Raw genomic sequence first — 25,612 nt, forward strand, 5'->3', positions numbered from 1 at the left:
AAAAATAATACTATTACTTATGATTATAATTTGTGTAATTAACGTTTTTATGTATTTTTTTGATAAGCGTATAACTCCAAATATATTTAAGGTAGCTAATGCTCAAGCAAAGGTAGATATAACAGAAATAATAAATAGAGCAATAATAAAAGAGTGTTCTAAAAATTTTAATTATCATGAAATTATAAAAATAGATAAGGATCATGAGGGAAAAATAGTTTTATTAAGAGCAGATACATTAAAGATGAATAAAATTGCTTGCGATATTACATTAGATTCACAAAAACAACTAGAAAAATTACAAAATATGGGTTTGTATTTCCCAGCAGGTTATATATTTAAAAATAATATCATGGCTTATTATGGACCTAAAATTAAAGTTAAAGTAGAACCAATAGGTTATATTGAAACTAAATACAAATCAACTTTTGAAAGTGCAGGTATTAACCAAACAAGACATACTATATATGTAGAGGTGAAAACAAAAGCAAATATTATTTTACCTTTTAAAAATGATGCTATAGAGGTTAATAATGAGGTTCCTATATGTGAAACAATAATAGTAGGGAATACACCAGATTCAGCAATTGATATGAATTTAGACGGATTAGGATTTAAAGTTAAAAATAATAAATAAAGAGAAATAAAAAAACACTATCAAAAATATTTCTAGATAAATATTGGTAGTGTTTTTAAATAAGATATTAATTATTTTCCCAGTTAAAAACATAGGGTATATTTCTATAATAATCTCCGTAATTTAAACCGTATCCTACAACAAATACGTCAGGAATTTTAAAGCAATAGTAATCAGGAGTTAATTCTACTTTTCTTCTTTCTGGTTTATCTAAGAGAACACAACATTTTACTGAATTTGCACCTAAAGATTTAACATGATTCATTACAAATTCCATTGTTATTCCAGTATCTACAATATCATCTACGATAAGTACGTCATATCCTGTAATATCATCTGGTATATCATTTACTATATTTACAGTGCCAGAAGATTTTTCAGCATGACCATAACTTGAAGTAGTCATAAAACCTATTTTTGTAGGTACAGTTATTTCACGCACAATATCTGCAGCAAAAATAAAACTCCCTCTTAAAAGAGATAATACGTATAATTTTTTTTCTTTGTAATCTTCTGAAATTTCACTACCAACTTCTGAAATTTTTCTTTCAATTTCCTCTTTGCTAATTAATATGTTTCTCTTTTTTTCTTCCATTATAATCCTCCAATAGATATAATATTATGTATATTTACAATATTGTTTTTATAGTATAAAATTATATGAAAGTTGTCAAGTATATGATTAATGCTATAATTTTATGTAGATAATATTTCAACTAGAAAGGTAGATAAAAATGATATATGGAAATATAGAGGGAATTAAAAAAAGTTTCTTACAACAATTAGAATATATATATAATATAAAAGTACAAAAGAATTCCGTCATAAGTGAAGAAATTGTGAATGTAATGTGCAAATTAACAAAAGAATTAAATAGAGAAATTAGTGTAGCAGTTTCTAGAAAAGGAAATGTATTAGCAGTTTCTATAGGAGATAGTACTACAGTAGAACTTCCAGAAATAGATGTAAAGAAAAATAAATTATGTGGAGTTAAAGTGGTTCATACTCACCCTAATGGAAATCCTAAATTATCTTGTGTAGACTTGTCAGCTTTAATAAAACTTAAATTAGATTGCATTGCAGCAATAGGTGTTAATGAAGGAAATATAACAGGTATTACTTTAGGTTTTTGCGATTTACAAAATGATATGTTAGTTACAGAAGAAACAACTCCATTAACATTACAAGAAGTTGTAAACTTTAATATTCAAGGTAAGGTAAAATATATAGAAAAATTTTTAGAAAATACAGAGGATATAAAAGAAGATACTGAAAGAGCAATACTTGTAGGAGTAGATGATGAGGAAAGTATAAATGAATTAGGAGAATTAGCTAAGGCGTGTAATATTACAGTAGTAGATAAGGTGCTTCAAAATAGAAATAAAATAGATTCAGCTTATTATATTGGTACTGGAAAAGTAGAGGAGATATCTCTTAGAAGGCAAGCGCTTCACGCTAATGTAATAATATTTGATGATGAACTTGCAGCATCACAAATAAGAAATTTAGAAGAAGCTATAGGAGCTAAAGTAATAGATAGAAATACATTAATTTTAGATATATTTGCAAGAAGGGCAAAAAGTAAAGAAAGTAAAATACAAGTAGAATTAGCTCAACTTAAATATAGATTACCAAGGCTTACAGGATTGGGATCAGTTTTATCTAGAACTGGTGGAGGTATAGGTACTAGAGGTCCTGGGGAGAAAAAATTAGAAATAGATAAAAGACATATAAAAGAAAGAATATATGAGTTAAATAAAGAGCTAAGTAAAATAAAAAAGGTAAGAGAAACTCAAAGAAGTAATAGAAACGAAGTACCTAAAGTTTCATTAGTAGGATATACTAATGCAGGTAAGTCCACTTTGAGAAATAGATTATGTGATATAGCTTTAGCAAAGTCTTCAAGCAAGGAAAAAGTATTTGAGGCAGATATGCTATTTGCTACTTTAGATACTACTACTAGAGCAATTAGCCTTCCAGATAATGAAATAGTTACAATAACTGATACTGTTGGTTTCGTAAATAAATTGCCACATGAGTTAGTAGAAGCATTTAAATCTACCTTAGAAGAGGTTATTTATTCAGATTTACTTTTACATGTGATAGATATATCCTCTTTCTCAGCTGAAAAACAAATAGATGCTGTTAATAAGGTTTTAAAAGAATTAGGAGTAGAACAAAAACCAATGATATTAGTTTTAAATAAGGTAGATAAGGTTTCAATTGAAACTTTAAACTATTTTAAAGATAAATATAAGGATGAAAATGTAATAGATATATCTGCTAAGTTGAGTATAAATTTAGAAGAATTATTACAAAATATAAGCAAATCCCTTCCATATACTTTAATTGAAGTTAAATATTCTATTCCTTATGATAAACAAAATATAGTAGCATTTTTGCACAGAAATAGTAAAATTGATAAAGAAGAATATAGAGAAGAGGGAACATATATAGAAACTAAGGTAGATGAGGAAGTTTTTAATAAATGTAGGAAGTTTTTAATAGAAGAATAAAATTTTTATTTTTATATTTAAGCCATAATTCTTTTAAGATTTATGGCTTAAATTATTTTTAAAGTAAATGGGTAAAAATATATATAATATACAAATAAGAAAGGAGATTAATATGGAAAATATATGTCCAATATGTAATAAACTAAAAACAATAGAATTTGTTTGCAATAAGTGCGGAGGTAACTTGGTGGATAAAGGAAGAATGCAGGAATACTTAGATGATTATAGTGCTGATAGAGAGATAAAAGATTATAAAGAGTATTGTTTACATATATTTAGTTGTAACAATTGTAATCATAAACAAAGGGAGTATATACATAAAATATTATTATAATAATTGAACTTATAAAGTAAATTGCTTATAATATAAAAAATTAAGATTTTTATTTATACAATTTTTTGTTCTATATTTTAAAGTAATATAAGGGGGAGAGGGTGGCAATTTGAATAAGGATATAATTAGATATCAAAAGGCTTTTAATACTATAATAGAAAGATTAAAAGACAATGATAAGGTTTTAGCAGTTATGGTATTTGGAAGTATGGTTACAGGTGATTTATGGGAAGAGTCAGATATAGACTTGTTTATTATATTAGATAAAAAATCATCTTCCATAAAAAAGATTTATACAGAAGAAAAAGGTGTACCTATACATATTAAACTTTTAGATAGCAATGAACTAAATACAATATATGATGATGATTTAAGGGGAGGAAAAACTCATAGAATATTTGCATCTTCTAGATTAGTTTTTTCTAAAGATTTATCTGTTAACTCATGGTATGATAAGTGTAGGTATTACCCAGATAGGGATAGGGAAAGATGGAATTTAGTTTATTTAGGAAACTTATTTAAAAGTATTGGTATGTGCAAAAAATATCTAAAAAATTCTGGATTTTATGTGGCTTATAATGCGGCAATAAACATAGTAGAAGATTTTTCAAAACTTTATATTAACTATTCAGGATATATGATAAGTAAGGATGCTATAACTATGGCAACAAGTTTAAATGATGAATTTAAGAAAATTGTGGATAGTTTATTTTTTTATAAGGAAAATTTGAAAGAAATAATAAATAAATTAATAAAGTATATAGAAGATTTTTTAAATGATAATATAAGAAAAATTACATCAATATTAATGGATTATATGAAAGAGAAAGAAATATTATTAACTTCAGAAGAAATAGAAAAAGATTCTATTTTTATAAATTATAATATACATATGGAAGAAATATTAAATTGTTTAAATAAGCTAAATATTATAAAAAAAAGCAGTAGAAAAGTTAAGGTAAATACTGGGGAGCTATTATTTGAACAAAATGTTTATTTTATATAATGTTTTTAAACTAAAAATTATTTCGTTATTAAGTTATAAGATAGGGTGGATATTGTGGAAAAGTATAGTGTAACCTTTAGTCAATCTAAAATGCCTAAATATATGGTTGTATATGATTATATAAAAAATATGATTGATTCTAATGAAATTAAAGATAATGAAAAGTTACCGTCTATAAGGAAATTAGCAAATTTTCTAAAGGTTAATAATGTTACTATAGTAAATGCTTATAATAAATTGGTATCTCAAGGATATGCTACTAAAAAAGTTGGGAGTGGTACTTATGCTAAGAGAAAAGAAGTTACTAGAAATTTTAAAAGAGAGTATGCTGATAGATTAAAACATATATCCAATAGTGATAATGAAGAATATATAGATTTCATAGGTGAAGGTGCTTGTGGAGATTTGTTTCCTGTAGAAACTTTTAAAAATATGATTAATGAAGTTTTAGATAGGGATGGAAAAGATGCTTTGATATATCAAGAATCTTTAGGTTATGAAGGATTAAGAGAACATATAGATGAAGTATTTTGGAAAAATAAAATAGGTAAGGACAATATTCTCATAGTTTCAGGGGCGCAACAGGGTATTGATATAATATCTAAAGCTATAGTAAATATTAATGATAATATCTTGTTGGAAAAGCCTACTTATAGTGGTGCAATATCTGTATTTAAGTGGAGAAGAGCTAATATATTTGAAGTAGCTATAGAAAAGGACGGAATAGATATAAATGAACTAGAAAAAATAGTTAAAAAACATAATATAAAATGTTTTTATACTATGAGTTATTTTCAAAATCCTACAGGGGTAAGTTGTAGTTTAGAAAAGAAAAGAGCTATACTTAACTTGGCAACTATATACGACTTTTATATAATTGAAGATGATTATTTGTCTGAGTTAATTTATGATAAAAGTATAAAATATACTACCTTTAAAAGTTTAGATAGAAATGATAAGGTTATATATATAAAAAGTTTTTCTAAGATTTTTTTACCTGGAATTAGATTAGGATATGTTATTCCACCTAAAAAATTAAGGGAAAGCATTCAAAGTGTAAAAGTTAATACAGATATATCTACTTCAAGTTTAATGCAAAGAGCCTTAGATTTATATTTAACAAAAGGATTTTGGATAAGATATATAAATTATTTAAATGATTTTTATTTGTCTAAATATGAATATACGAAAAAATATTTAGAAGATTTATTAAAAGATAAAGTGGAAATTTACGTGCCTGGTGGAGGACTTCATTTCTATATGAGAATAAAAGAAAACATAGAGATTAATTCTATGAGACTTTTTAATGAATGCATAAAGAATAAAGTTTTAATTACTCCGGGAGTATTATTTTATAAAAATCCTAAGGAGGGATTGAGGTATTTTAGGATAGGTTTTTCAGAAAATACCAAAGAAGATATACTTAAAGGTATAACTTTAATAAATAATGTTTTAAAGTAATTTAAAGAAGGTGATTTGTTTGAATAAAAATATGTTAATTATAGATTGGGAAAAGATACAAGATTATTCAGAAGAAGAAATCACCTATTTTTTATACTCTGAGGGTAAATCTATACAAACATTAGCTCGAATAAGAAGACTAGATGAAGCTACTATAAAAAAACATGTGCTAGAAGGTAAGATTAAATATGGAATTTTAGCTAAAAGCTCTAATATAAAAGAGTTATTTACTATATTAAGTTCTTCTGGGAAACAAGATAAAATTGATACTATAAATTATTTAGATAAAATTACAAAAGATAAACTAGTTAAATTTATAAAAGAAAATTATGCGGATATGTATCCTAGAGAAAAGCAATCAGCGGTTTGGATTTTAGGAGAAATAGGTTATATAGAAGGTATTGATATTTTATTAAAAGCCTCAGTACACAAATTTATAAATATAAGAAGAATGGCGGTATCTGCTATGGGAAAAATAGGAGATAAAAAATGTGAGGAAGCATTGATAAGAGCATTAGAAGATGATAATCCACAGGTGGTTTTTTATGCCATAAAATCATTATATAAAATAAAAAGTAGTAAAGCCAAATTAAAGATAATTAGGTTAAAAGATAATGCAAATAAAGATTACATAAAAAATGCAGCAGAAGAATATTTAAGTGAAACGGATAGTGATACTTCTAAAGGTTAAATAAGAAAAGTTATAGGTCTTAAAAGGGAGTGAAAATATATTGACGTATTTTACCATAAGAAATTTCGGAAAAGATGAATTTGAGGAAAAAAAATCTGTATTCATAGGACGAGCCAAAAGAGTTTATACAGAGGATGAAGCTAAAGAATTTATAAATAAAGTTAAAGGAGAAGAAAAAGAAGCAAGACACAATATATATGCCTATGTAATAGGTAAAAATATGGGAATTCAAAGATATAGCGATGATGGGGAACCTCAAGGCACAGGAGGAGTTCCGGTTTTAGATGTTATTAAGAAAAAAGAACTTACGGACATAGTGGTTGTAGTTACAAGGTATTTTGGAGGAATACTGCTAGGAAAAGGTGGACTTGTAAGAGCATACTCAAAAGGAGCATCTATATCTATAGATAATGCAGGTATAGTGGCGAGAGTAAAGGGATCACCAATTTTAATTACTGCAGATTATGATGCTTTAGGGAAAATTCAATATGCTTTTGAACAGGAGTCATGGCATATTGAAAATATAGAATATACAGACAAGGTTACTATAACTATGCTATGTGAATCAAAATTAATAGATAGAGTGAGTAAAAAAGTAACTGAAATTACAAGTGGTAAAAGTAAGATAATTACAGGGGATGAAAAATATTATTTTAAAATGAAAAACAGATTATATAATGATGTATAAATTGTAGATTCTTATTAATTATTTGAATTTGTTACTTTTAATATGCTATAATAATTTAGTGTTTTAAACCTTAATAATAAAAATATTTTTTATATATTAATTAAAATGATTTTATTAACTCAATATAAATACTCGTAAATAAGTTAGGAGGAAAACGTATGTCAGGACATTCAAAATGGCATAATATACAAGCAAAAAAAGGTAAAGCAGATGCAAAAAGAGGAAAAATATTTACTAAAATAGGTAAAGAAATTATGGTAGCAGTTAAGGAAGGAGGACCAAATCCAGATATAAATGCAAGACTAAGAGATGTTATAGCAAAAGCTAAGTCTAATAATATGCCTAATGATACAATTTCAAGATCTATAAAGAAAGCTTCTGGAGAATTAGGTGGAGTTAACTATGAAGAAATAGTATATGAAGGATATGGTCCATGTGGTGTAGCTGTTGTAGTAGAATCTTTAACAGATAATAAAAATAGAACAGCTGGAAATGTACGTCACACTTTTGATAAACATGGTGGAAATCTAGGTGCTAACGGTTGTGTTGGTTGGATGTTCCAAAAAAAAGGACAAATCATAATTGAAAGAAAAGAAGAAATGGATGAAGAAGAGGTTATGATGCAGGCTTTAGAAGCAGGAGCAGAAGATTTTAATGCAGAAGAAGAAGCTTTTGAAATCATAACTACTATGGAAAGCTTTGGATTAGTTAGAGAAGCTCTAGAAAAAGAAGGCTTTGAATTTGCTTCAGCAGAACTTACTATGATACCAGATAATTATGTTGAAGTTAGCATGGAAGATGCAGCAAAAGTTCAAAAACTTATAGATACAATAGAAGATGATGATGATGTACAAAATGTATATCATAATGCTGAATTCCCAGATGAATTTGAAGGTTAGTATGGATACATAAATAAAAAATATATTAATATAGCTACTTTTTAAGACAAACATATTATTTGTTTATAAAAAGTAGCTTTTTTGTATAGCTTTGAATAAATTAGAAACTATATGTCCATAATAGACTATAGGAGGGATATTATGGATCTTAAAAAAAGAAATATAACTATAATTGCTGTTTCAATTGCAGTTTTATTTGTATCATTTTATTACATAAGATTAGTTAAAATAAAAGGAACAAAAGTGGATAGTAATAAAAGGCAAGTTAATTCTTATGAAAAACAACAAGATTCCTTAGCAGTAGGTGGAAATAAAGGTGCTATTTTATCAAAAGGTTGTAAGCTAATATTTAAAATAAAATATACAAAATCTAATGATGAATTAGTACAAAGTGAAGAGCAACTTAAAGAGGGGAGTAACTTATTAGGTAAAGGAAAAGAGGATGTAGAAAATTTCTATAAGGAAGAAGGATTTAAGATAGAAAAGTTTTCATCTAATGAAGTTATATTAGTAAAAAATGAAGATAAATATGCGCCTAATAAATATGTATTAGGTATTAAAGATGGAAAAATAGCCATATACAGAACAGATAAGAGTGGAAATATGCATATTGAAGATGAGCACAAAGATATAACAGATATTAAAGCTAATAGATTAAAAGAACAAGATATTGAAATGCTTACAAAAGGAGATAAGTATTTTCAGTGTAATACAAGAGAGGAAGCAGAGGCTCGTCTTGAAGATTATGAGTAGTGGAAAAATATATCCTTATAATATTTTATAAAAGTTTAAGATTGTATTTTAAATTATTTATAAAATATTAAAGGGGTATGTTTTTTTGTTTTCAGTAAAATGGTTTTAGTTGAATAAAGATTATTAAAATGGTAAAGTATAATATGTCTATTAATATTTATTATGGGGGTTTTTATAAGGTGTACGAGTATATAAAAGGTATATATATAGATATGTATAAAGATTATGTAGTAATTGAGAATAATAAAATAGGATACAAAATTTATACATCAGGTAGTACCATGGCCAAAATGCCATCGCCTAAGGAAGAAGTAATGCTATATACCCATCAAATAGTTAGAGAAGATTTTATGGGATTATATGGGTTTCTTACAAAAAATGAATTAAATATGTTTAATCTTCTTTTAACAATAAATGGAGTAGGGGCAAAAGCATCATTGTCTTTATTATCTATAAGTAGTGTTTCTAATTTAAAATATGCTATAAAAATGGGTGAAGAAAAGATTTTAACAAAGGCCCCAGGAATAGGCAAAAAAACAGCACAAAGAATAATATTAGAGCTTAAAGATAAAATAGAATTAGATAGTATAATTCAAGATGATACGGATGCATCAGATTTTAATAATGATAAAAAGGCTTTAGAAGCCTTAGAGGCTTTAGTAACTTTAGGATATTCTGAAAAAGAAGCTAAAAAGGCTGTAGAAGACTGTGAAGTATCAAATTCTTTAGAGAAGATAATAAAAGAAGCTTTAAAGAATCTAATGAAATAATTAGGGGGAGTTAGCATGGAGGAGAGAATAGTGACTCCTTTTGATGTAAATGATGATAAGGAGCAGTATAGTTTAAGACCTACCACACTAAATGAATATATAGGTCAAAAAAAGGTGAAAGAAAATTTAGATATATTTATAAAGGCGGCTAAAAGAAGAGGAGAAGCTTTGGATCATGTACTTTTTTATGGGCCACCTGGACTTGGAAAAACAACTTTAGCAAACATTATAGCTAGGGAAATGAGTGGAAATTTAAAAGTAACCTCAGGTCCTGCCATAGAAAAGGCTGGTGATCTTGCGGCTATACTTACAACTCTTACAGACTATGATGTTTTATTTATTGATGAAATTCATAGATTAAATAGATCAGTAGAAGAAATATTATATCCAGCTATGGAAGATTATGCTTTAGACATAGTTATTGGTAAAGGTGCAGCAGCTAAATCTATACGATTAGACTTGCCTAAGTTTACTCTTATAGGGGCTACTACTAGGGTAGGACTTTTAACTTCACCTCTAAGAGATAGATTTGGAATGTTATGTCCTATGGAATTTTATACAGATGATGAACTAAAAGAAATAGTTATAAGGTCAGCATCAATTTTAGATGTAACTATGGATGAAGATTCGGCTTATGAAATAGGAAAAAGATCACGAGGCACTCCTAGAATTGCTAATAGACTTTTGAAAAGAGTTAGAGATTATTGTGAAGTTAGAAGTGATGGAACCATAACTATACAAGAATGTAAAAAAGCATTAAATCTTTTAGAAGTGGATAAAGAGGGGCTGGATAAAATTGATAATAAAATATTAGAAGCTATAACGTATAATTTTAAAGGTGGCCCTGTAGGACTTGAAACTCTAGCTTATTTTATTGGAGAGGAACTAGACACTATACAGGATGTATATGAACCTTATTTAATTCAAAAGGGTTTTGTAATTAGAACTCCAAGAGGAAGAGTAGCTTCAGAAAAAGTGTATAAACATTTCAATATACAAAAAAAGAGCCATAATTTAGACCAATTATCTTTAATTAAAGATTAGAAAAATAAATAATAAATGTTTTTGTTTAAGGGGTGGAAAACTTGAAAGTAAAAGATTTTGATTTTTATTTACCAGAGGAATTAATAGCACAACATCCAATGGAAAAAAGAGATGAGGCAAGACTTTTAGTGCTAGACAAAAATACTGGAAATATAGAACATAAAATTTTTAAAGACATACTAGATTATTTAAATCCAGGGGATTGTTTAGTATTAAATGATACTAGAGTTATTCCTGCAAGACTTATAGGTTCAAAGGAAGAAACCGGAGGAAAAATGGAGTTTCTTCTTTTAAAAAGAAAAGAGAAAGATGTTTGGGAAACTTTAGTTAAGCCAGGAAAAAGAGCGAAGATAGGTTCAAAGTTTGTATTTGGAAATGGAGAACTTAAAGCAGAAGTTATAGGCATGGGTGAAGGCGGTAGTAGAATAGTAAAGTTTTATTATGAAGGAATATTTGAAGAAATATTAGATCAATTAGGACAAATGCCATTACCACCTTACATAAAAGCTAGATTAGAAGATAAAGAAATGTATCAAACGGTTTATTCAAAAGATCAAGGATCAGCTGCAGCACCAACAGCAGGTTTACATTTTACTGAAGAGTTACTTAAAGAGATTGAAAATAGAGGAATAAAGCTAGCATTTTTAACTTTACATGTAGGACTTGGAACCTTTAGACCGGTAAAAGCTGAAAATATAGAAGATCATGATATGCATTCAGAATTTTATAGAATAACCAAAGAAACTGCAGACATAATAAATTCTACTAAAAATAATGGTGGAAGGATTATAGCGGTAGGTACAACATCTTGTAGAACTTTAGAAACTGTAGGAGATGAAAGTGGAGAAGTAAGAGAAACTTCTGGATGGACAGATATATTTATATATCCAGGGTATAAATACAAAATAGTAGATGCCTTAATTACTAATTTCCATCTTCCACAATCTACGTTATTAATGTTAGTATCAGCATTGGCAGGAAGAGAAAATATAATGAAAGCCTATGAAAATGCTGTTAAGGAACAATATAGATTTTTCTCCTTTGGAGATGCTATGTTTATTAAATAAAAAGAGGTGTAAAAATGTATAAATTACTAAAGAAATCAGGAAAAGCTAGAAGAGGTGAATTTATAACTCCTCATGGAGTTGTACAAACACCTGTATTTATGAATGTAGGAACTTTAGCTGCTATAAAAGGCGCAGTATCCTCTATGGATTTAAAAGAAATAGGTTGTCAAGTAGAACTTTCTAATACATATCACCTTCATTTAAGACCTAGCGATAAAGTTGTTAAAAACATGGGCGGATTACATAAATTTATGAATTGGGATAGGCCTATTCTTACAGATTCAGGCGGATTTCAAGTGTTTTCTTTAGCAAAAATAAGAAAGATAAAAGAAGAAGGAGTATATTTCAATTCTCATATAGATGGAAGAAGAATATTTATGGGACCAGAGGAAAGTATGAGAATACAAAGTAATCTAGCGTCAACTATAGCTATGGCTTTTGATGAATGTATAGAGAATCCAGCTCCTAGAGATTACGTAGAAAGATCTGTAGCTAGAACTACTAGATGGCTTTATAGATGTAAGGAAGAAATGGGTAGGTTAAATTCACTTCCTGAAACTATAAACAAAAAGCAAATGTTATTTGGAATAAACCAAGGTGGAACTTATGAGGATATAAGAATAGAACATGCAAAAACTATAGCTAAATTAGATTTAGATGGATATGCTATAGGGGGACTTGCTGTAGGTGAAAGTCATGAAGATATGTATAGAATAATAGATGCAGTAGTACCACATCTTCCAGAGGATAAACCTATATACTTAATGGGAGTAGGAACTCCAAGCAATATATTAGAGGCTGTAGATAGAGGAGTAGATTTCTTTGATTGTGTACTTCCAGCTAGAAATGGTCGACATGCTCATGTGTTCACTAAGGAAGGTAAGATAAATTTATTAAATGCTAAGTTTGAATTAGATGATAGACCTATAGATGAGGGATGTCAGTGTCCAGCTTGTAGAAACTACTCAAGAGCTTATATAAGACATTTATTTAAAGCAAAGGAAATGTTAGCTATGAGGTTATGTGTACTTCATAATTTATACTTTTATAATAATCTTATGCAGGAAATTAGAGATGCTATAGATGGAGACTATTTTAAAGAATATAAAGAAAGAAAGTTAACTGAATGGGGCGGAAAAGCTTAATTTTAGCATAAAATATGAAAATTAGGATAAAAATACTAATGAGTAATGTATTTTGTAAACTATAAGTTAATATTGGAAAATACATTTTATATTTTTAAATAAAAATAGTAAAATATATTTTAGTATATAAAATAGGAGGGATATGAAATGCAACAAGGATTTATGGGACAGTTTATGTTTTTAATTGTAATGTTAGTTTTATTTTATTTAATGATTTTTTTACCAGAGAAAAAAAGAAAAAAGAATTTTAATGAAATGATAAATTCATTATCACTTAATGATGAGATTATTACAAGAGGTGGAATAGTAGGTAAGGTGGTTAATATTCAAGATAATCTTGTAATTGTGCAAACAGGACCTGAAAGAACAAGAATACAAGTAAGTAAGAGTTCTGTTTATAATGTAACTAAAAAAAGGGAAAACGAATCAGCAGATGTAAAAGAAAAAGAAGACAAATAATTGGTATAAAACACCCCTATTTTACATAAATAGTAATTAAGAGGGGGTGTTTTATTATTGAGTAAAAGTTATTCAAATTCCATTTTACAAGGAGTCTTAAGAGCGGTTATCTTTACGGTAATTATGCTTTTGATGTTTGCAGTAATATTAACATTTAAAAATATAAATGAAGGTATAAGTTCAATAATATATCTTTCTATAACTGTTTTAAGTATAATGTATGGTACAATATACTCTTGTAAAAAAATAAATAAAAAAGGTTGGTTGGTAGGAATTATTGTAGCTTTTTTATATATACTCATAATGTACATTATATCAATAATTTCAGGGAACACTCTAACATTTGGCAAGGACAAGTTCTTTAGAATAATGCTGGCAATGCTTGTAGGTATGCTGTCTGGCATGCTTGGAGTTAACCTTTAATATATTCTTTATTTTGTATGTAAATTATGTTATAATCAAACCGAAAGTAGAAACAGGATGGGAGGCATTTTAAATGAAACATATTAAAACTATAAATAAGTCAAATATTAAAGATAGTTTAAAGAAACCTGGTTGCAAAGAGTGTGCTAATTCTTGTCAATCAGCATGTAAAACTTCTTGCACAGTAGCTAATTTAGCTTGTGAAAATTAATATAAACTTAAGCAGTAACTTTAAGTTACTGCTTTATATTTATTAAATATAAATGTATAATATAAATGTTTTAAATTATATGTTAGATAATAAGGAGGAAAAACAATTGGCTAATATTCATAAATTTACTCAAATGGGTGAAAACTATGTTATTGATGTAAATTCAGGAGCAGTACATAAGGTAGATAATATAGTTTATGATCTATTAGATGAAGAAGGACTAAAAAGTAAAGAAGAACTTATAGGAAAATTTAAAGATAAATATTCTAAAGAAGATATAGAAGAAACATATAGTGAAATAGATGCTTTAATAAAGGAAGACATGCTATATTCTAAAGATAATTACCAAAATATAGCTTTTTCTCATGAAAAAGGAGAAAATTTTATAAAGGCATTATGTTTAAATATAGCTCATGATTGTAATTTAAGATGCAAATACTGCTTTGCAGATGAAGGAGAATATAAAGGCAAAAGAGAACTAATGTCTAAGGAAGTTGGTAAAAAAGCTATAGATTTTGTAATAGAAAAATCTGGTCCAAGAAAAAACATAGAAATAGATTTATTTGGAGGAGAACCTTTATTAGCATTTGATACTATAAAAGAAATAGTTGAGTATGCAAAAGAACAAGGAAAACTTCATAATAAAAATATACGTTTTACTATGACTACTAATGCTACTTTGCTAAATGATGAAATAATGGAATATTTAGATAAAAATATGGGAAATATAGTATTAAGTATAGATGGAAGAAAAGAAGTTAACGATAGTGTAAGAGTAAGAGCTGATGGAAGTGGTAGTTATGATGCTATAATACCTAATATAAAAAAGATGGTAGATATAAGAGATAAATCTAAACAATATTATGCAAGAGGTACTTTTACAAGAAATAATTTAGATTTTTATGAAGATGTAATGCATATGGCAAATGAGGGTTTTGATGAAATATCTATTGAGCCTGTAGTACTTCCAGCGGAACATCCATTATCTTTAAGAGAAGAAGATTTACCTAAAATTTTTGAACAATATGATAAATTAGTACATGAAATGATAAGAAGACATAAAGAAGGTAATTCATTTAAATTTTATCACTTCAACATTGACCTTCAAGGAGGACCTTGTGTTTACAAGAGAATATCAGGTTGTGGAGCAGGACACGAATATGTTGCTATAGCCCCATCAGGAGATATATATCCATGTCACCAATTTGTAGGTAATAATGATTTTGTTATGGGAAATTTATTCCAAGGATTTGATGTAAATAAAGATATAGCTTTAAAATTTAAAAAAGCTCATATATATAATAAGCCAGAATGTAAAAAATGCTGGGCTAGATTTTATTGTAGTGGAGGATGCCAAGCTAATAATTATAATTTTAATAATAATATGAATATGCCCTATGAATTAGGATGTACTATGCAAAAGAAAAGAATAGAATGTGCTATAGCATTAAAGTCTAATCTAATGGAGATAGAGGACTAAAAATTAACAATAAAATTTTTTATAATAAAGAAAGAAGATGTGTTTTTAATATACATATAAAGGGGGATAAATATGAGTTATAATACGCGCAAAAAAAACAAAAGTAAAAGCACACTAATATTTACAGCAGTAGTAATAATTATAGGCATATTAGCTTATTTAAGTGTTTATGGAGCAACTATAGGAGGATATAGAATTAAATCATTTTCCGAAACTATAAATAAGGGACTAGATTTACAAGGTGGAGTTTCTATGCTTGAAGAAATTCAAGGAAACAATGTAGATCAGAAAACTATAGACAGAACAATTGAACTTATATCTATGAGAGTTAATAAACTTGGGGTTAGTGAGACTACGGTTACAAGGGAAGGTAAAAAAAGAATAAGAATAGAAATACCTGGAAAGTATGATGCTAAATCAGTTATAGATAGTGTAGGAAAAACAGGGGAACTTAAATTTGTAGGACCAGATAAAAAGGTTATACTTACGGGAAAAGATGTTAAAGATGCTACGGCATATATAAGTCAAGATAATAGTTCACCTACTATAGGATTGGATTTAAATGACGCAGGAGCTAAGAAATTTTCAGATGCTACTAAAAAATATTTAGGCCAACCAATATCTATATATATGGACGAGGAACTATTGACAAGTCCTATGGTTCAGGCGCATATAACTAATGGAAAGGCAGTTATTACGGGAAGTAAATCTATAGAAGAAGCTAAAAGACAGGCCAATATAATAAAATCAGGAGCCCTTCCTGTAACAGTAAAACCTGTAGAAGTAAAAACCGTAGGGGCTACATTAGGGGCTAATGCACTTCCTTTAAGTATGAAGGCAGGGGTTATAGGAATTTCTTTTATATTTATATTTATGCTTCTATATTATAGGGTGCCAGGATTATTAGCAGATATAGCATTAGTATTATATATAATACTTGTACTGCTTACTTTTGTGTCAATTAAGGCTACTTTAACTTTATCTGGCATAGCTGGATTGCTTTTAACCATTGGTATGGCAGTTGATGCTAATGTACTTATATTTGAAAGAATAAGAGAAGAAATAAAAACAGGAAAGTCTATAAAATCATCTATAGATTCGGGATATCATAGAGCCCTTTCTTCTATCCTTGATTCCAACATTACTACTATAATAGCTGGTATAGTTTTATATAACTTAGGTTCTGGAGCAGTTAAAGGATTCGCTCTAACTCTTATGATAGGAATAATTTTAAGTATGTTTACTGCAGTAACTATTACAAGATTATTATTAAATTTAGCTTATAATATAGGAATCCTAGGAACACCAGCTGCTTTTAGAGTAAAGAAGGGGGAAGAATAATATGCTAAAGATAATAGAAAAAACAAAGATATGGTTTAGCATATCTTCAATAATAATTATTATTGGGCTAGTATGTTTATGTAAACAAGGATTAAATTATGGTATAGACTTTAAAGGTGGAACTGTAGTTCAAATAAATATAGGAAAAGAATTTAATAAAGAAGATGTAGATAAAATTGTAAAAAATCACACTAAAGATTATGTAACAAATAAGGTTAATAATACACAATTAGAAATAAAAAGTAACTCTTTAAATGATGCTCAAGTAGATGGATTGTTTAAAGAAATAAAAAATAAATATAAATTAAAAGATAAAGATTTAGTTTCAGAACAAAGAATAGGACCAGCGGTGGGACGTGAATTAAAGAAAAAGGCAAGTTTAGCAATGATTGTAGCGGCTGTAGCTATGCTTATATATGTAGGTATAAGATTCGAATTTAAGTTTGGTGTTTCGGCTATTTTAGCGTTAATCCATGATGTTCTTATAACTATATCTGTATATGCCATATTCCAATTACCAGTCAATGCTACTTTTATAGCTGCAATACTTACTATATTGGGATATTCTATAAATGATACTATAGTAATATTTGATAGAATAAGAGAAAATCAGAAGAAAATGAGAAAAACTGATGTGAAAGAAATAGCAAATATATCTATCACACAAACTATGACAAGATCAATAAATACAGTACTTACTACATTGTTTACTATAGTAGCAGTATATGTTTTTGTACCATCTATTAGGGATTTTGCATTCCCTTTAATAATAGGTATAGTATGTGGTGCTTATTCATCTATATTCATAGCTAGTCCATTTTGGATTATATTTAAAAGTAAATTAAGAAAAAAAACTGCATAAAATAATACTTTATAGATATATAGAGCATTATTGAGAAAATCCAGAGTTTATTTAAACTCTGGATTTTTTATTTGATGAATAATGTTGAATAACAACCTAAAGTATTTGTCAAAAATGATAATATAAATTATAATATATATGTTTTCTATAAAATTGGAGGATTATGTGCATGGATAAATTAGTAGATACTTTGAAAGGATATAAAAGTTATAATAAAAATAATCCGTTTCTATTAAAAGGAATGAATAGAGCCTTAGATAGGATAATTAAAGCTGTAAATTGTAGAGAAAAGATAGTTATATATGGATATTATGATTTTGATGGTATAGCTGCTATATCATTATTATTATTAGTTTTGAAATTTTTAAATGCAGATGTAGAATATTTTATACCGGATTATTTAGATAAAGATAGAAATATAAATTCTTATTATATAAAAAATCATATTAATTTTTTAGGAGCAGGATTGATAATAACAGTTGGATGTGGAGTAAATTCTGTTGAACAGGTAGAGCTTTGCAATAAGTTAGATATAGATACAATAATTACTGATTATCATAAATGTGATAGTGTTTTGCCAAATTGCATAGTAGTAAATCCTAACCAGATAGGTTGTTCATATCCTTTTAAAGATCTTTCAGCATCTGGAGTAGCTCATAAATTAGTAGAAGCCATGTCCTTATATTATAAAATGAAATGTGTAAATAAATTTATGGATTTAGTAATGCTCGGTACTATATCAAATCACAATACTATAAAAGAAGAAAATTTATACATATTAAAACAAGGCTTAAAAGCTTTAACTAATACTAATAATTATGGATTAAAGGCATTATTAAAGGCAAACAATATAAATAAAGATAACATAGATGTATATGATTTAAAATCTTTAACTTATAGTATATCTAAAGTTACTTTGCCTATTAATAAAATTGATAATGCTAGGATAGTAGTGGAGTTATTTACTACCACAAATGAGGATAGAGCCAATCAAATAGCAAAATACTTAAAAAATGAGATATATTTCAATAAACATAATAAGATATAAAATTTTAATATTTACTTGAATATGCTGTACAGTTTAATATATAATAGGTTGTGTACAAAATCAATGAAAAAATTTAAAATGTTCGTATAAAAGTATAGGGGGAATAAAAGTGGATTTAAAAAACTATATACGTGTAATAGAAGATTTCCCAAAACAGGGTATAAGTTTTAAAGATATAACTACATTGTTACAAGATAGTGAGATATTTAAATATACGATAGATAAGTTAGCAGAGGGTTTAAAAGGCAAGAAGATAGATAAGATAGTAGGACCAGAGGCTAGAGGATTTTTATTTGGAGTGCCACTGGCTTATAAAATTGGGGCAGGATTTGTGCCAATTAGAAAAAAAGGAAAACTACCATATGAAACTATTTCTGTTCAATATGATTTAGAGTATGGTAAGGACGAGCTTGAAATTCATAAAGATGCCATAAAACCTGGAGAAAAAGTAGTAATAATAGATGATTTACTTGCAACTGGCGGAACTATATGTTCTGTAGCAAAACTAGTAGAAGAATTAGGTGGAGAAGTTGTTGATATGAGTTTTGTAATAGAACTTACAGAGTTAAAAGGTAGAGATAAATTAAAAAAATATGATGTTACTTCTCTTGTAAAATATGATATTTAATATTTTAAAAGTTTGAAAGTTTAAAAAAAATATAATATAATAGAAATAAAAAATAATGGCTGGTTTAATAAACCAGCCTTTGATTTTGAGGAGTAATAAGGTATGCTAAAGGATTTAATGATTAAAATTGATAGTAGCCTAAATGAAAAGGAAAAAAAACTTATTGAAAAAGCTTATACTTTTGCATGTGATGCTCACAAGGAGCAAAAAAGGGTTTCTGGTGAACCTTATATAATTCATCCAGAGGAAGTAGCTATAATACTTTTTGATATGGGGATGGATTCAGATACAATAATAGCAGGGCTTTTACACGATGTTATAGAAGATACATCATATACTTATGAGGATTTAGAAAAAGAATTTAGTACAGAGGTTGCAGATTTAGTTAATGGCGTTACTAAGTTAAGTAAAATAGAATACAAAACAAAAGAGGAGCAACAAGCAGACAATGTGCGTAAAATGTTACTTGCTATGACAAAAGATATAAGAGTTATACTTATAAAATTAGCAGATAGATTACATAATATGAGAACTTTAAGATATATGTCTATAGAAAAACAGAAAGAAAAAGCCCAAGAGACTTTAGACATTTATGCTCCTTTAGCTCATAGATTAGGTATATCTAAAATTAAGTGGGAATTGGAAGATTTAGCTTTTAGGTATCTTAATCCTAATGAATATTATTTCTTAGTTAAGAAAATAGCAGAAAAAAGAAATGAAAGAGAAAAGTACATAGGAGAAATTATAAAAAATTTATATGATAATTTACAAAAGTCATCTATAGAGTCAGAAATTGATGGAAGACCTAAACATTTTTATAGTATATATAGGAAAATGGTAAATAAAAATAAAAGTTTAGATCAAATATTTGATTTAACTGCTATTAGAATACTAGTAGATACAGTGAAAGATTGTTATGCGGCTTTAGGTATAGCACATACTATATATAAGCCAATACCAGGTAGATTTAAAGATTATATAGCTATGCCTAAACCTAATATGTATCAATCATTACATTCGACTGTTATAGGTCCTCAGGGGAAACCGTTTGAAATCCAAATTAGAACTTATGAAATGCATAAAACTGCGGAATATGGAATAGCAGCCCATTGGAAATATAAAGAGGGAGTTCAGGATTCTAATAATTCTGATTTAAAGCTAACTTGGCTTAGAGAAATGTTAGAGTGGCAAAGAGAAGCGGCAGATCCAACAGAATTTATGCAAGGATTCAAAATAGATTTATTTTCTGATGAAGTGTTTGTATTCACGCCTAAAGGAAAGGTTATAAGTCTTCCCAATCAAGCAACGCCTATAGATTTTGCGTATAAAATACATACAGATATAGGGAATAGATGCGTAGGCGCAAAAGTAAATAATAAAATGGTTCCCTTAGATTATAAGCTAAAAACTGGTCAAATAGTAGATGTTTTAACTTCATCTATAGCGAAGGGCCCAAGTATTGACTGGTTGAATATAGTAAAAAGCAATCAAGCTAAGAGCAAGATAAGAGCATGGTTTAAGAAAGAAAAACGAGAAGAAAATATTAATAAAGGAAAAGATATATTAGAGAAAGAGTCAAAGAAACAAGGTTACAATTTTGGAGAACTAGCTAAGGGAGAAATATTAGAAAAGGTACTTACTAGATATAATATAAATAGTATAGATGACTTATTTGCATCTGTAGGTGTAGGGGCATTATTACCTTATACAGTAATAATGAAATTAAGGGAACAATACATAAAGAAACATAAACCAGAATTAAATTGGAATGAAGTTAGAGAGCAAATTAATAAAACAAATAAGCAACAAATAAAAAAATCCAAATCACCAGGAATAATAGTAAAAGGTGTGGACAATTTATTAATTAGATTTGCTAAGTGTTGCAATCCTGTACCAGGAGACCCCATAATAGGATATATAACTAAAGGTAGAGGAGTTTCTATACATACAAAAGATTGTAAAAATATAGAGCAATTAATAGAGGAAGACAAAACTAAGATAGTAGATGTAAGTTGGGGAAAACCAAAGGGAGAAGAGTATATATCAGAAATAGAAGTACAATGTGGAGATAGAGAGGGTGTACTTTCAGATATTATGCAAAGTATTAGTGAAAGTAAAACTAATCTTTATGCTATAAATGCAAAACCGTCTAAAAATAATATTATAATTATAAATATAAAATTAAAAATAAATAATGTAGATGATTTAAAGTCTTTTATAAAAAATTTAAGAAAGATTAAATCAGTAAAAGAAGTTTACAGAACTAAAAAGTAAAGAGGGGATTATTTTGAGAGCAGTAGTTCAAAGAGTGAAATCTTCAAAGGTTGAAGTAGATGGAAAAGTAATTGGAAGTATAAATAAAGGTTTAAATGTACTCTTAGGTATATCTAAAGATGATAGTTATGAAGATATCGAATATTTAAAAAGCAAAATTATGAATTTAAGAATATTCGAAGATGAAAATGGCAAATTAAATAAATCTTTATTAGATGTTAATGGAGATATTATAATTATATCTCAATTTACTTTATATGGAGATTGTAGAAAAGGAAGAAGACCAAGTTTTATAAAAGCATTAGCAGGCGATGAAGCTAATGGTCTCTATGAAAAATTTGTTGAAGAAATTAAAAAAGAGGTTAAGAATGTAGCTACAGGTGAATTTGGAGCAGATATGCTAGTATCTATAGAAAATGATGGTCCGATTACATTACTTATAGATAGTAAAAAAATATTTTAATGAGGTGTATATGATGGAAATTAGAACAATCCCTGTTGGAATATATGGGGCTAATTGTTATCTTATAATTTATAAGGATAAGTGCACTATAATAGACCCTGGCGCTGATGGGGATAATATTATAAATATAATAGAAAAATTAAAATTGCAACCACAATATATTATTTTAACTCACGGACATATGGATCATGTAGGCGCTGTAGAGAAAGTTAAGGATAAATATAACATACCTATATATATAAATGAAAGAGATCAAAACATGATAAATAATGTAGAAAATATATTTGGAAATTTCGGTAAATATAAAGTTGCAGACACATATATAAAGGAAGGAGAAATAATAAAACTTGGAGATTTAGACATAGAATGTATAGAGACTCCAGGCCATACTCCAGGAGGTATGTGTTTTAAGATTAATGATGTTGTATTTACAGGAGATACATTATTTAGAGATTCTATAGGTAGAACAGATTTTGTAGGCGGTGATCATGCAAGTATTATAGAAAGTATAAAAAATAAACTTATGAAATTAGATGATAATACAAAGGTTCTGCCAGGTCATGGACCAGTTTCCTCTATAGGATATGAAAGAAGAGAAAATCCATTTTTTTAATAGCATAAGAATATTTATGACAAGAGAATAAATAAAAGGTTTAGTAAATTAGGAGTAGATAAAATGAATTTGAGAGTAAACCTTAATGACATGAAATATAGATATGGTATTTATCAAATTTTAAATACTTATTATAATCTATGGAATATAACTTTTGAAGAAGAGAATTATGATATCAAGATAAATATAGAAGATAATTTTATTCTAATAGAAGATGAAGAAGGTAAACATATATATGATTTAAAAAAAGATATAGAAGATATAACCTATAATCAATGGGTTAAGAAAACAGTATTTTTATATCTTAAAAATAAAACTCATAAAACGTTACCTTGGGGAACATTGGTTGGAATAAGACCAAGTAAAATTGCTTTAGATTTAATTAATAAAAATTATAATGATAAGGACATAAAAAGGTATTTTTATAATCATTATGTAGCTAAAGAGGATAAGGCTAAGTTATGTGTGGATATAGCAAACATTGAAAATAAAATTGTAAATAAAGAAAAGGATAAAATAAGTGTTTATATAGATATGCCTTTTTGTCCTACGAGATGTTTATATTGTTCATTTACATCCAATCCTATAAGTAAGTGTAAGAAATTAGTTGAGCCCTATTTAGAGGCTCTTTATTATGAAATGAATAAGTTATCACAGTATATAAAGAATAAAAATTTAAAAATACAGTGTGTATACTTTGGGGGAGGAACTCCTACCTCTATAAATAATGAACAATTTCATAGAACAATGAAAAAGATATATGAAAATTTCATAGATAATAATAATGTGGAAGAATTTACTGTGGAATGTGGAAGACCAGACAGTATTACGGAATCAAAACTTAGATCTATGAAAAAATATAATGTTACAAGAATAAGTATAAATCCTCAAAGTATGAATGAAGATACTTTAAAAAGAATAGGCAGAACTCATTCGCCGAAAGATATACAAAATATTTTTAATATGGCTAGAAACTTAGGATTTGACAATATAAATATGGACTTAATAGTAGGGCTTCCAGGAGAAGGGTTAGATCATATAAAAAGAACATGTAAAGAAATTAAGAGAATAAATCCAGATAATATAACAGTACATGGTATGTCTATAAAGAGAGGATCAAGACTTTTTGAAAGAATACTAAATAACGAAGAATTTAAAGTTCCTTCACAAGAAGAATTAAATTCAATGTATGCAGAGACAATTAAATTATCTAAAGATTTAAATATGAAACCATATTATATGTATAGACAAAAAAACATGTTAGGCAATATGGAAAACATAGGTTATACAAAAGAAGGGAAAATAGGCTTATATAATATACAGATGATAGAGGAAAGACAAACCATAATAGCATTAGGTGCAGATGCGGTTTCAAAAATTATATTTTTAGAAGAAAACAGGATAGAAAGATGTCCTAACGTTAAAGATGTTATAGAATACACAAAGAGAGTAGAAGAAATGATAGAAAGAAAAGTTACATTATTAAATACTTTATATTAAAAATTAGGAGGTAAGTTATGTTATTACAAGCGCCAAAGGGAACAAGGGATATGCTTCCACAAAATGCATACAAATGGCAATATCTAGAGAATAAGTTTAGAAAGATAGCTGCGGAGTATTGTTGCAGAGAAATTAGGACTCCCATATTTGAATATACAGAACTATTTCAAAGAGGAGTAGGTGAAACTACGGATGTAGTACAAAAGGAAATGTATACTTTTGAGGATAAAGGTGGAAGAAGTATAACGTTAAAACCAGAAGGAACTTCTCCAGCTGTTAGAGCCTTTGTAGAGGGTAGACTATTTAATGAAAGTCAACCTACAAAGATGTATTATTTTACACCAGTTTTCAGATATGAAAATGTACAAAATGGTAGGTTAAGACAACATCATCAATTTGGAGTAGAAGTTTTTGGTGCACAAGATGCTTCTGTAGATGCAGAAATAATAAGTATACCTGTAAGAATATATAAAGAATTAGGTTTAGAAGGTGTGAAGCTTACTATAAATAGCATAGGATGTGCTAAGTGCAGAAAAAAATACAATGAGGCTTTAAAAGAATATTTAAATAAACAATATGATGAATTGTGTGATATTTGTAAAACTAGATTTGATAAAAATCCACTTAGAATATTAGATTGTAAAAATAATCACTGTAAAGAAATAGTTAAAGAAGCGCCTGTTATATTAGATTATATTTGTGATGAGTGTAAGGATCACTTTGAGAGCTTAAAAGGATACTTAGATGCTATGGATATATCATATGAAGTAGATCCTTTAATAGTTAGGGGATTGGATTATTACAGTAAAACAGTTTTTGAATTTATAATGGATGGTATGACTATCTGTGGCGGAGGAAGATATGATTATCTTATAGGAGAAATAGGTGGAACTGCTATGCCAGCAGTAGGCTTTGGTATGGGTATAGAAAGACTGTTAATTACACTAGAAGAAAAGGGAATAGAAATAAAGGAACCAGTCTATGTAGATTTATATTTAGGCTATATTGGTGAAAAGGCTAAAATGGAATCTATGAAGATTGTTAAAACTTTAAGAGAAAATAATATAAAATGTGATTTGGATCATATGGGTAAGAAAGTAAAGGGACAGATGAAATATGCAAATAAAATAAATGCAGCTTATACCTTAATCTTAGGTGAAGATGAGCTTGAAAATGGAAAGGCTAGTCTTAAGAGAATGTCAGATGGTGAACAAATAGAAATAGACATCTGTAATTTAAATAGTATAATAGAAGTGTTGAAATAAATTAACTTATAATTCTATATTTGGAGGAATTAAA

Annotated in this window: 27 protein-coding genes; 26 read left to right on the forward strand and 1 reads right to left on the reverse strand. The window is 27.7% G+C overall.

Going from position 1 to position 25,612, the window contains the following annotated elements; genetic code table 11:
- Nucleotides 1-4: 4 nt before the first annotated feature.
- Nucleotides 5-637 (forward strand): sporulation protein YunB, encoded by a 633-nt coding sequence (yunB, locus tag BN1711_RS03185; protein ID WP_279233083.1) that lies wholly within the window; start codon nucleotides 5-7, stop codon nucleotides 635-637.
- Between the two features lie 67 nt (nucleotides 638-704).
- Here yunB and hpt read toward each other — a convergent pair whose 3' ends face one another.
- Nucleotides 705-1,232, reverse strand: a complete 528-nt coding sequence (gene hpt, locus BN1711_RS03190; protein WP_050606742.1) for a hypoxanthine phosphoribosyltransferase — start codon at nucleotides 1,230-1,232, stop codon at nucleotides 705-707.
- Between the two features lie 139 nt (nucleotides 1,233-1,371).
- Between hpt and hflX the strand changes: the two genes are divergently transcribed.
- The 25 genes from hflX to hisS all read left to right on the forward strand — a co-directional run bounded on the left by hflX (nucleotide 1,372) and on the right by hisS (nucleotide 25,578).
- Nucleotides 1,372-3,153, forward strand: a complete 1,782-nt coding sequence (gene hflX, locus BN1711_RS03195) for a GTPase HflX (protein ID WP_050606743.1) — start codon at nucleotides 1,372-1,374, stop codon at nucleotides 3,151-3,153.
- A gap of 112 nt (nucleotides 3,154-3,265) precedes the next feature.
- Nucleotides 3,266-3,487 (forward strand): hypothetical protein, encoded by a 222-nt coding sequence (locus BN1711_RS03200; protein WP_050606744.1) that lies wholly within the window; start codon nucleotides 3,266-3,268, stop codon nucleotides 3,485-3,487.
- A gap of 109 nt (nucleotides 3,488-3,596) precedes the next feature.
- The gene (locus tag BN1711_RS03205) at nucleotides 3,597-4,493 is read left to right on the forward strand and encodes a nucleotidyltransferase domain-containing protein (RefSeq protein ID WP_050606745.1); all 897 of its coding nucleotides are present in this window, start codon (nucleotides 3,597-3,599) and stop codon (nucleotides 4,491-4,493) included.
- A gap of 54 nt (nucleotides 4,494-4,547) precedes the next feature.
- A complete protein-coding gene (pdxR, locus tag BN1711_RS03210; RefSeq protein WP_050606746.1) occupies nucleotides 4,548-5,954 on the forward strand; it encodes a MocR-like pyridoxine biosynthesis transcription factor PdxR in 1,407 nt (468 codons plus the stop codon).
- Nucleotides 5,955-5,973: 19 nt separating this feature from the next.
- On the forward strand, nucleotides 5,974-6,645 hold the full coding sequence (locus tag BN1711_RS03215) for a HEAT repeat domain-containing protein (RefSeq protein ID WP_050606747.1): 672 nt from the start codon (nucleotides 5,974-5,976) through the stop codon (nucleotides 6,643-6,645).
- Between the two features lie 40 nt (nucleotides 6,646-6,685).
- On the forward strand, nucleotides 6,686-7,333 hold the full coding sequence (locus tag BN1711_RS03220) for a YigZ family protein (RefSeq protein WP_050606748.1): 648 nt from the start codon (nucleotides 6,686-6,688) through the stop codon (nucleotides 7,331-7,333).
- Between the two features lie 158 nt (nucleotides 7,334-7,491).
- On the forward strand, nucleotides 7,492-8,232 hold the full coding sequence (locus BN1711_RS03225) for a YebC/PmpR family DNA-binding transcriptional regulator (protein WP_050606749.1): 741 nt from the start codon (nucleotides 7,492-7,494) through the stop codon (nucleotides 8,230-8,232).
- Nucleotides 8,233-8,373: 141 nt separating this feature from the next.
- Nucleotides 8,374-8,985: a hypothetical protein gene (locus BN1711_RS03230; protein ID WP_050606750.1), complete on the forward strand. Its 612-nt coding sequence runs from the start codon at nucleotides 8,374-8,376 to the stop codon at nucleotides 8,983-8,985.
- 179 nt (nucleotides 8,986-9,164) lie between these two features.
- Nucleotides 9,165-9,755, forward strand: a complete 591-nt coding sequence (gene ruvA, locus BN1711_RS03235) for a Holliday junction branch migration protein RuvA (RefSeq protein ID WP_050606751.1) — start codon at nucleotides 9,165-9,167, stop codon at nucleotides 9,753-9,755.
- Between the two features lie 15 nt (nucleotides 9,756-9,770).
- Nucleotides 9,771-10,799, forward strand: a complete 1,029-nt coding sequence (ruvB, locus tag BN1711_RS03240) for a Holliday junction branch migration DNA helicase RuvB (protein ID WP_050606752.1) — start codon at nucleotides 9,771-9,773, stop codon at nucleotides 10,797-10,799.
- Between the two features lie 41 nt (nucleotides 10,800-10,840).
- A complete protein-coding gene (gene queA / locus BN1711_RS03245) occupies nucleotides 10,841-11,866 on the forward strand; it encodes a tRNA preQ1(34) S-adenosylmethionine ribosyltransferase-isomerase QueA (RefSeq protein ID WP_050606753.1) in 1,026 nt (341 codons plus the stop codon).
- 14 nt (nucleotides 11,867-11,880) lie between these two features.
- Nucleotides 11,881-13,011: a tRNA guanosine(34) transglycosylase Tgt gene (gene tgt / locus BN1711_RS03250; RefSeq protein ID WP_050606754.1), complete on the forward strand. Its 1,131-nt coding sequence runs from the start codon at nucleotides 11,881-11,883 to the stop codon at nucleotides 13,009-13,011.
- A gap of 147 nt (nucleotides 13,012-13,158) precedes the next feature.
- Nucleotides 13,159-13,470, forward strand: coding sequence for a preprotein translocase subunit YajC (gene yajC / locus BN1711_RS03255; RefSeq protein ID WP_050606755.1), 312 nt, complete (start codon nucleotides 13,159-13,161; stop codon nucleotides 13,468-13,470).
- A 57-nt stretch (nucleotides 13,471-13,527) separates the two neighbouring features.
- Complete coding sequence (locus BN1711_RS03260) at nucleotides 13,528-13,893, forward strand: TIGR04086 family membrane protein (RefSeq protein WP_050606756.1); 366 nt, start codon at nucleotides 13,528-13,530, stop codon at nucleotides 13,891-13,893.
- Between the two features lie 73 nt (nucleotides 13,894-13,966).
- Nucleotides 13,967-14,104, forward strand: coding sequence for a six-cysteine ranthipeptide SCIFF (gene scfA / locus BN1711_RS03265; RefSeq protein ID WP_034869559.1), 138 nt, complete (start codon nucleotides 13,967-13,969; stop codon nucleotides 14,102-14,104).
- A gap of 106 nt (nucleotides 14,105-14,210) precedes the next feature.
- The gene (gene scfB, locus BN1711_RS03270; protein WP_050606757.1) at nucleotides 14,211-15,584 is read left to right on the forward strand and encodes a thioether cross-link-forming SCIFF peptide maturase; all 1,374 of its coding nucleotides are present in this window, start codon (nucleotides 14,211-14,213) and stop codon (nucleotides 15,582-15,584) included.
- A gap of 72 nt (nucleotides 15,585-15,656) precedes the next feature.
- Complete coding sequence (gene secD / locus BN1711_RS03275) at nucleotides 15,657-16,925, forward strand: protein translocase subunit SecD (RefSeq protein ID WP_050606758.1); 1,269 nt, start codon at nucleotides 15,657-15,659, stop codon at nucleotides 16,923-16,925.
- A gap of 1 nt (nucleotide 16,926) precedes the next feature.
- Nucleotides 16,927-17,787 carry a protein translocase subunit SecF gene (secF, locus tag BN1711_RS03280; RefSeq protein ID WP_050606759.1) on the forward strand — a complete coding sequence of 287 codons (861 nt, stop codon included), beginning with the start codon at nucleotides 16,927-16,929 and terminating at the stop codon, nucleotides 17,785-17,787.
- Between the two features lie 169 nt (nucleotides 17,788-17,956).
- Entirely contained in the window at nucleotides 17,957-18,835 is an 879-nt protein-coding gene (locus BN1711_RS03285) for a DHH family phosphoesterase (protein WP_050606760.1), read from the forward strand.
- A 109-nt stretch (nucleotides 18,836-18,944) separates the two neighbouring features.
- Nucleotides 18,945-19,463 carry an adenine phosphoribosyltransferase gene (locus BN1711_RS03290; protein WP_050606761.1) on the forward strand — a complete coding sequence of 173 codons (519 nt, stop codon included), beginning with the start codon at nucleotides 18,945-18,947 and terminating at the stop codon, nucleotides 19,461-19,463.
- Between the two features lie 102 nt (nucleotides 19,464-19,565).
- On the forward strand, nucleotides 19,566-21,737 hold the full coding sequence (locus BN1711_RS03295; protein WP_050606762.1) for a RelA/SpoT family protein: 2,172 nt from the start codon (nucleotides 19,566-19,568) through the stop codon (nucleotides 21,735-21,737).
- 13 nt (nucleotides 21,738-21,750) lie between these two features.
- Nucleotides 21,751-22,200: a D-aminoacyl-tRNA deacylase gene (dtd, locus tag BN1711_RS03300; protein ID WP_050606763.1), complete on the forward strand. Its 450-nt coding sequence runs from the start codon at nucleotides 21,751-21,753 to the stop codon at nucleotides 22,198-22,200.
- Nucleotides 22,201-22,213: 13 nt separating this feature from the next.
- Entirely contained in the window at nucleotides 22,214-22,813 is a 600-nt protein-coding gene (locus tag BN1711_RS03305) for an MBL fold metallo-hydrolase (protein ID WP_050606764.1), read from the forward strand.
- 63 nt (nucleotides 22,814-22,876) lie between these two features.
- Complete coding sequence (locus tag BN1711_RS03310; protein WP_050606765.1) at nucleotides 22,877-24,313, forward strand: coproporphyrinogen III oxidase; 1,437 nt, start codon at nucleotides 22,877-22,879, stop codon at nucleotides 24,311-24,313.
- Between the two features lie 17 nt (nucleotides 24,314-24,330).
- Nucleotides 24,331-25,578 (forward strand): histidine--tRNA ligase, encoded by a 1,248-nt coding sequence (hisS, locus tag BN1711_RS03315; protein ID WP_050606766.1) that lies wholly within the window; start codon nucleotides 24,331-24,333, stop codon nucleotides 25,576-25,578.
- Nucleotides 25,579-25,612: the final 34 nt, after the last annotated feature.

Origin of the sequence: Clostridium niameyense (assembly GCF_001243045.1) — a bacterium.
Classification (GTDB): Bacteria; Bacillota; Clostridia; order Clostridiales; family Clostridiaceae; genus Clostridium_F; species Clostridium_F niameyense.

What these genes read in the sequence shown, in the direction of transcription:
- hpt (WP_050606742.1), bottom strand. Translation starts at nt 1,232, where the DNA reads ATGGAAGAAAAAAAGAGAAACATATTAATTAGCAAAGAGGAAATTGAA.
- hflX (WP_050606743.1), top strand. Translation starts at nt 1,372, where the DNA reads ATGATATATGGAAATATAGAGGGAATTAAAAAAAGTTTCTTACAACAA.
- BN1711_RS03200 (WP_050606744.1), top strand. Translation starts at nt 3,266, where the DNA reads ATGGAAAATATATGTCCAATATGTAATAAACTAAAAACAATAGAATTT.
- BN1711_RS03225 (WP_050606749.1), top strand. Translation starts at nt 7,492, where the DNA reads ATGTCAGGACATTCAAAATGGCATAATATACAAGCAAAAAAAGGTAAA.
- BN1711_RS03230 (WP_050606750.1), top strand. Translation starts at nt 8,374, where the DNA reads ATGGATCTTAAAAAAAGAAATATAACTATAATTGCTGTTTCAATTGCA.
- ruvB (WP_050606752.1), top strand. Translation starts at nt 9,771, where the DNA reads ATGGAGGAGAGAATAGTGACTCCTTTTGATGTAAATGATGATAAGGAG.
- tgt (WP_050606754.1), top strand. Translation starts at nt 11,881, where the DNA reads ATGTATAAATTACTAAAGAAATCAGGAAAAGCTAGAAGAGGTGAATTT.
- yajC (WP_050606755.1), top strand. Translation starts at nt 13,159, where the DNA reads ATGCAACAAGGATTTATGGGACAGTTTATGTTTTTAATTGTAATGTTA.
- scfA (WP_034869559.1), top strand. Translation starts at nt 13,967, where the DNA reads ATGAAACATATTAAAACTATAAATAAGTCAAATATTAAAGATAGTTTA.
- secD (WP_050606758.1), top strand. Translation starts at nt 15,657, where the DNA reads ATGAGTTATAATACGCGCAAAAAAAACAAAAGTAAAAGCACACTAATA.
- secF (WP_050606759.1), top strand. Translation starts at nt 16,927, where the DNA reads ATGCTAAAGATAATAGAAAAAACAAAGATATGGTTTAGCATATCTTCA.
- BN1711_RS03285 (WP_050606760.1), top strand. Translation starts at nt 17,957, where the DNA reads ATGGATAAATTAGTAGATACTTTGAAAGGATATAAAAGTTATAATAAA.
- BN1711_RS03295 (WP_050606762.1), top strand. Translation starts at nt 19,566, where the DNA reads ATGCTAAAGGATTTAATGATTAAAATTGATAGTAGCCTAAATGAAAAG.
- BN1711_RS03305 (WP_050606764.1), top strand. Translation starts at nt 22,214, where the DNA reads ATGGAAATTAGAACAATCCCTGTTGGAATATATGGGGCTAATTGTTAT.
- BN1711_RS03310 (WP_050606765.1), top strand. Translation starts at nt 22,877, where the DNA reads ATGAATTTGAGAGTAAACCTTAATGACATGAAATATAGATATGGTATT.
- hisS (WP_050606766.1), top strand. Translation starts at nt 24,331, where the DNA reads ATGTTATTACAAGCGCCAAAGGGAACAAGGGATATGCTTCCACAAAAT.